Origin of the sequence: Bradyrhizobium sp. 62, assembly GCF_023073035.1 — a bacterium.
Lineage (GTDB): Bacteria > Pseudomonadota > Alphaproteobacteria > Rhizobiales > Xanthobacteraceae > Bradyrhizobium.
Map to the genome: position 1 here is coordinate 469,729 of NZ_JADPIT010000010.1, position 4,655 is coordinate 474,383.

Annotated in this window: 5 protein-coding genes; all 5 read right to left on the reverse strand. The window is 64.3% G+C overall.

Going from position 1 to position 4,655, the window contains the following annotated elements:
* On the reverse strand, positions 1–720 hold a 720-nt coding region (locus IVB47_RS06390), incomplete at its 3' end, for an ABC transporter substrate-binding protein (protein WP_247460438.1).
* A gap of 41 nt (positions 721–761) precedes the next feature.
* Entirely contained in the window at positions 762–2,243 is a 1,482-nt protein-coding gene (locus IVB47_RS06395; protein WP_247460441.1) for an ATP-binding cassette domain-containing protein, read from the reverse strand.
* Positions 2,243–3,169: a branched-chain amino acid ABC transporter permease gene (locus tag IVB47_RS06400; protein ID WP_247288136.1), complete on the reverse strand. Its 927-nt coding sequence runs from the start codon at positions 3,167–3,169 to the stop codon at positions 2,243–2,245. Before IVB47_RS06400 ends, IVB47_RS06395 begins: the two co-directional genes overlap by 1 nt.
* 1 nt (position 3,170) lies before the next feature.
* On the reverse strand, positions 3,171–4,046 hold the full coding sequence (locus IVB47_RS06405; protein ID WP_027570854.1) for a branched-chain amino acid ABC transporter permease: 876 nt from the start codon (positions 4,044–4,046) through the stop codon (positions 3,171–3,173).
* 103 nt (positions 4,047–4,149) lie between these two features.
* Positions 4,150–4,655, reverse strand: a 506-nt coding sequence (locus IVB47_RS06410; protein ID WP_247460443.1) for an ABC transporter substrate-binding protein, incomplete at its 5' end; no start/stop codon positions are given.

Consider the following 4,655-nt stretch of genomic DNA (forward strand, 5'->3'; position numbering starts at 1 on the left):
CGAGATGCCGGTGACGATCACGTCCGGCTTCTTGCCCTCGATATTGTTGAAGATCGGCGTGAAGTCGGTGGTGTCAGGCGAGAACCGCACGTGCTCGACCACCTTGAGGCCTGCTTTCGGAAGACAGGCCTCGTAGCCGACGTCGAGCGGCTTGGTCCAGGCGGCGTCCTCGCTCATGATCGCGACCGTCTTGAACTTGAGCTTGTCAACCAGGAGATCCTTGGCGGCGTCGCAGACGAGCTGCGCTTGCGCGGCCGAAGTCAGATAACCGTGGAAAGTGTACTTGTTCTTCTCGTAGTCGTTATGGATCGCCTTGGTGATCTCGTTCGAGGCGGCGCCGGGGGTGATCAGCGGCATCTTCAGCCGCGCCGCCCAGGGTTCGAGCGCGAGGACGACCTCGCTGATATAGCTTGCGATCACGGCGGAGACCTTGTCCTCGCTCACCGCGCGCTGGAACGCACGCACCGAGTCCGCCGAGGAGCTTTTGTTGTCGTAGGTCACGATCTCGATCTTGCGGCCGAGAATGCCGCCCTTGGCGTTGATTTCGTCGGCGGCGATCTGCGCGCCGCCAGGCGTCGCGGCACCCGCGATCGACTGCACTTCGGCGATGACGCCGATCTTGATGGGCTCGTTCGACTGCGCGTAGGCGGGAGCAGCGAGGCACAGCGCCAGCGCGGAGGCGAGGAGAAAGCTGCCGCTCAAATTCGTCGATGGTCGCATGGTCGTTTCCCTTTTGCTTGTTTGTTGTTGATATGCGCGAACTAGAGAAAATCGGCGCCAGCCTCCGCGGCGAAGCGGCCAGGATCGCCCTCCCAGACGATCCTTGCATGTTCGAGCACATAGACGCGGTCGGCATGCGGAAGCGCGAAGGTCACGTTCTGCTCGCCGAGCAGCACCGTGATCGAGGTCGTCTGCCGCAGCCTCGTTAGGGCCTTGGACAGGAGTTCGAGAATGACGGGGGCGAGGCCCAGCGTCGGCTCGTCCAGGATCAGGATCTGCGGCTGCATCATCAGCGCGCGGCCGATCGCAAGCATCTGCTGCTCGCCACCGGAGAGCGTTTGCGCCATCTGACCCTGGCGCTCTTTCAGGATCGGGAATAGCTCGAACAGCCAGGCAAGCTGTGCCGCGCGCTTGTCGTCGGCGAGGTGTTGCCCGCCGAGATCGAGGTTTTCGCGCACGCTCATCTCGCCGAACAGCTCGCGCGATTCCGGGCACTGCACGAGGCCGCTGCGGGCGATTTTCGCTGGGCTCGTGCCGCGCAGATTCTCGCCGTTGCGTACGATCTCGCCGGTATAAGGCAGGAAGCCGGAGATGGTGTTGAACAGTGTGGTCTTGCCGGCGCCGTTGAGGCCGACAATGGAGACGAACTCGCCCTCGTGGACGTGGATCGAGACGTTCTCCAGCGCCTGCGCCTTGCCGTAGAACACGCTGACGTTCTCGACCTGGAGCAGCGGCACCTTGTCCTTGAAGCTGGTCTCGGGCCGCGCATGGGTCTCGATGGCGCCGCCGAGATAGACCCGCCGCACCGTCTCGTTCTTCATGACTTCCTCGGCCTTGCCGGTGACGATCTCCTCGCCGAGATACATCGCGAGCACGCGGTCGACCAGCGCCGCGACGCTCTTGACGTTGTGGTCGACCAGCATCACCGCGCGGCCCTCGTCGCGAAAACTGCGGATCAGGTCGGAGAAGATTTCGACCTCCGCCCGCGTCAGCCCGGCAAAGGGCTCGTCCACCAGCACGACTTTGGGGTCGCGCGCGATCGCCTTGGCCAGTTCGAGCCGGCGCAGGTCGGCGAAGGGCAGCGTTGGCGGGCGGCGGTTCATCACGTTGCCGAGGCCGACGCGGTCGGCAATCCATTTGGCGCGCTCGACCAGAGCCTTGTCGGGAAACAGCATGAACAGGCTGTCCGGCAGCAGCGCGACCATGATGTTCTCCAGCACGGTCTGCCGGTTCAGCGGCCGCGAATGCTGGAACACCATGCCAAAGCCTTTGCGCGCGATCTTGTGCGCGGGAAGGCCGGCGACGTCCTCGCCCTCGAAGATCACTTCGCCGGCGGTCGGGCGCTCGATGCCCATCACGCTCTTCATCGCGGTCGACTTGCCCGAGCCGTTCGGCCCGATCAGGCCAAAGATCTCGCCGCTATTGACCTCGAAGCCGAGGTTCTTCACCGCCGTCAATCCGCCGAAGCGCTTGGTCAGGCCACGGACTTCGAGCACGGCCCTGTTTGAAGTTCGCATATCCATCACGAGCGCGCCTCACGCGAGAGGGCCGCTCCGAGGAAGCCGCCGGGGAAGAACAGCACGACGAGCAGCGCGACGGCCGAAACGATGAAGGTCGCTAGCTCGCCGGTCGGGCGCAGGAACTCGCCGGCGACGATCAGGAAGATCGCGCCCAGCGCCGCGCCAAGCACGGTGCGCCGGCCGCCGAGCACGGCTGAGACGATCACGTTGACGCCGACCGCGACGTCGACGACGGTGCCGACCGAGGCGGTGCCGAAATAGAATACCAGCAGCGCCCCCGATAGCCCCGAGAAGAACGCGCTGACGATGAAGGCGGCGAGCTTGTGCTTGACGATGTTGAAGCCGAGCGCGCCGGCCTGCACCGGATCCTGGCCGCTGGCTTGCAGAACCAGGCCGATCGGCGACTGCGACAGGCCATAAAGAATGGCCGCCGAGATCGTCATGAAGCCGAGCGCGATCCAGTAATTGGCGCCGGCGTTGATGGTGATGACGTCGGGGATGGTCAGGCCGATCTCGCCGCCGGTGAGGTCGGCAAACACCACGATGAAATTCTGCAGCATCAGTACCGCGACCAGCGTGGTCAGGCCGAAATACGGTCCGCGCACCCGAAGCGCCGGCAGCGCCAGCACGAGGCCCGCGATGACGGAGGCGAGCGCGCCGAGCACGATGCAAGCGTAAACCGACCAGCCGAACTGGGCATTCAGGATGCCGGCGGTGTAGGCACCGACGCCGATCAGGAAGGTCGGCCCGAAATTGACCTCGCCGGCGAAGCCGAACAGCAGGTCCCAGGCCATCGCGAACACGCCGAAATAGAAAGCGACGGTGAGGAGCCCGAGCACGTAGCCGGAGACGTAGAGCGGCAGCGTCGCCGCGATGACGACCAGCGCAAGCGAGATGAAGAACAGGCGGGTCGTAAAGAAGCTGGCCATCTCAGCGCCTCCCCAGAAGGCCCTGGGGCCGGATGTACATCACGAACACGAGCAGCAGCAGCGCCGGAATGGTGCGGTAGGCCGGCGAGATCAGGTAGGCCGTGAGCGTTTCGAGATAGCCGACCACGAAGGCCGCGATCAGCGAGCCGGAGACGCTGCCGAGGCCGCCGAGCACGACGATCGAGAAGGCGCTCGCGGTCAGCGGTCCGACGCTGTAGGAGCTGACGCCGAGGAACATCCCGAGCAGCACGCCGGCGATGCCGGCGAGGATGCCGTAGATCGCCCATACCACGACGTAGATGTTGGTGAGCTCGAGGCCGAGCAGGGTGACGCCACGTGGGTTCATCGAGGCGGCCAGCACCGCCTTGCCGGTGCGGGTGCGGTTCACCAGGAGCCACAACAGCGCGATGACGAAGCAGCACACGATCGCGGTAAAGATCTCGTTCCTGGGCGTGCGTACGCCGAGGATCTCGACGACGCCCTCGACGATCGGCAGCACGGTCTTGGCGTTGTTGGTGAAGAAATAAGCGATCACCTCCTGGATCATGATCCCCCACAGCAGCGTGCCGGTGAGGACGAAGATCTCCTTCTCTTCATTCGGGATGCGCCGGGAGTCCTGGATCGGCTTCACTACCGCGAAATAGGTCGCAAAGGATGTCAGGAGGGCGACACCGACCCCGATCAGCGCGCCGGCATAGGTGCCGACATTCAGGATGCTGGCGGCGGCCCAGGCCGCCACCGCTGCCGCCACCATGATGGCCCCGTGGGAGAGGTTGAGGACGCCGGACACGCCGAAGATCAGCGTGAAGCCGGTGGCACCGAGAGCATAGAGAGCGCTGATGGCAAAGCCATCGATCAGAATCTGGAAAGCACGCATCTAGGGTTAGCAATCTGATTTATGAGAGACGATGTTGCTGGAGCAACGTGCTGCGGGGCCGCATGTGGAAGCTCCCGGGAGCTGGTCCCGGGAGCGTGTCCTGCTAGTTCGAGAGCTTGATGAAGCTCGGGAACTTGATGTCGACCTTGGCGACTTCCTTGGGCCAGACCGCGCTCTGCTTGCCGGCCTGCCATTGCAGCATCAGCCCGGTGATCAGGCCCTTGCCGTATTTGATCGAGTGCGTGAACGGATCGTCCTTGCCGTAGAACTGGACGCGGCCGATCGTGCCTTCCCAGTCCGTCGTCTCAAGCGCGGCGACCAGCTTGTCGGCGTCGGTCGAGCCCGCGCGCTTCACGGCGTCGGCGATGTAGTAGACCTCGTCATAGGCGGTGTAGCCGGCATAGGACGGATAGTTGCCGAACTTCTTCTTGAAGGCTTCGGCGAACGGCACCGATTTCGGCGTCACCGCGACGCCGGGCCCGGAGACGCCCTGATAGAGCACGCCTTCCGCCGCCTGATTGGTGTCCTTGCCAAAAGTCTCGTTGGTGGCCTGCGAGGCGATGCCGAACATCGGGATCGGCACCTGCTGGTTCTTCCACTGCACCGTCG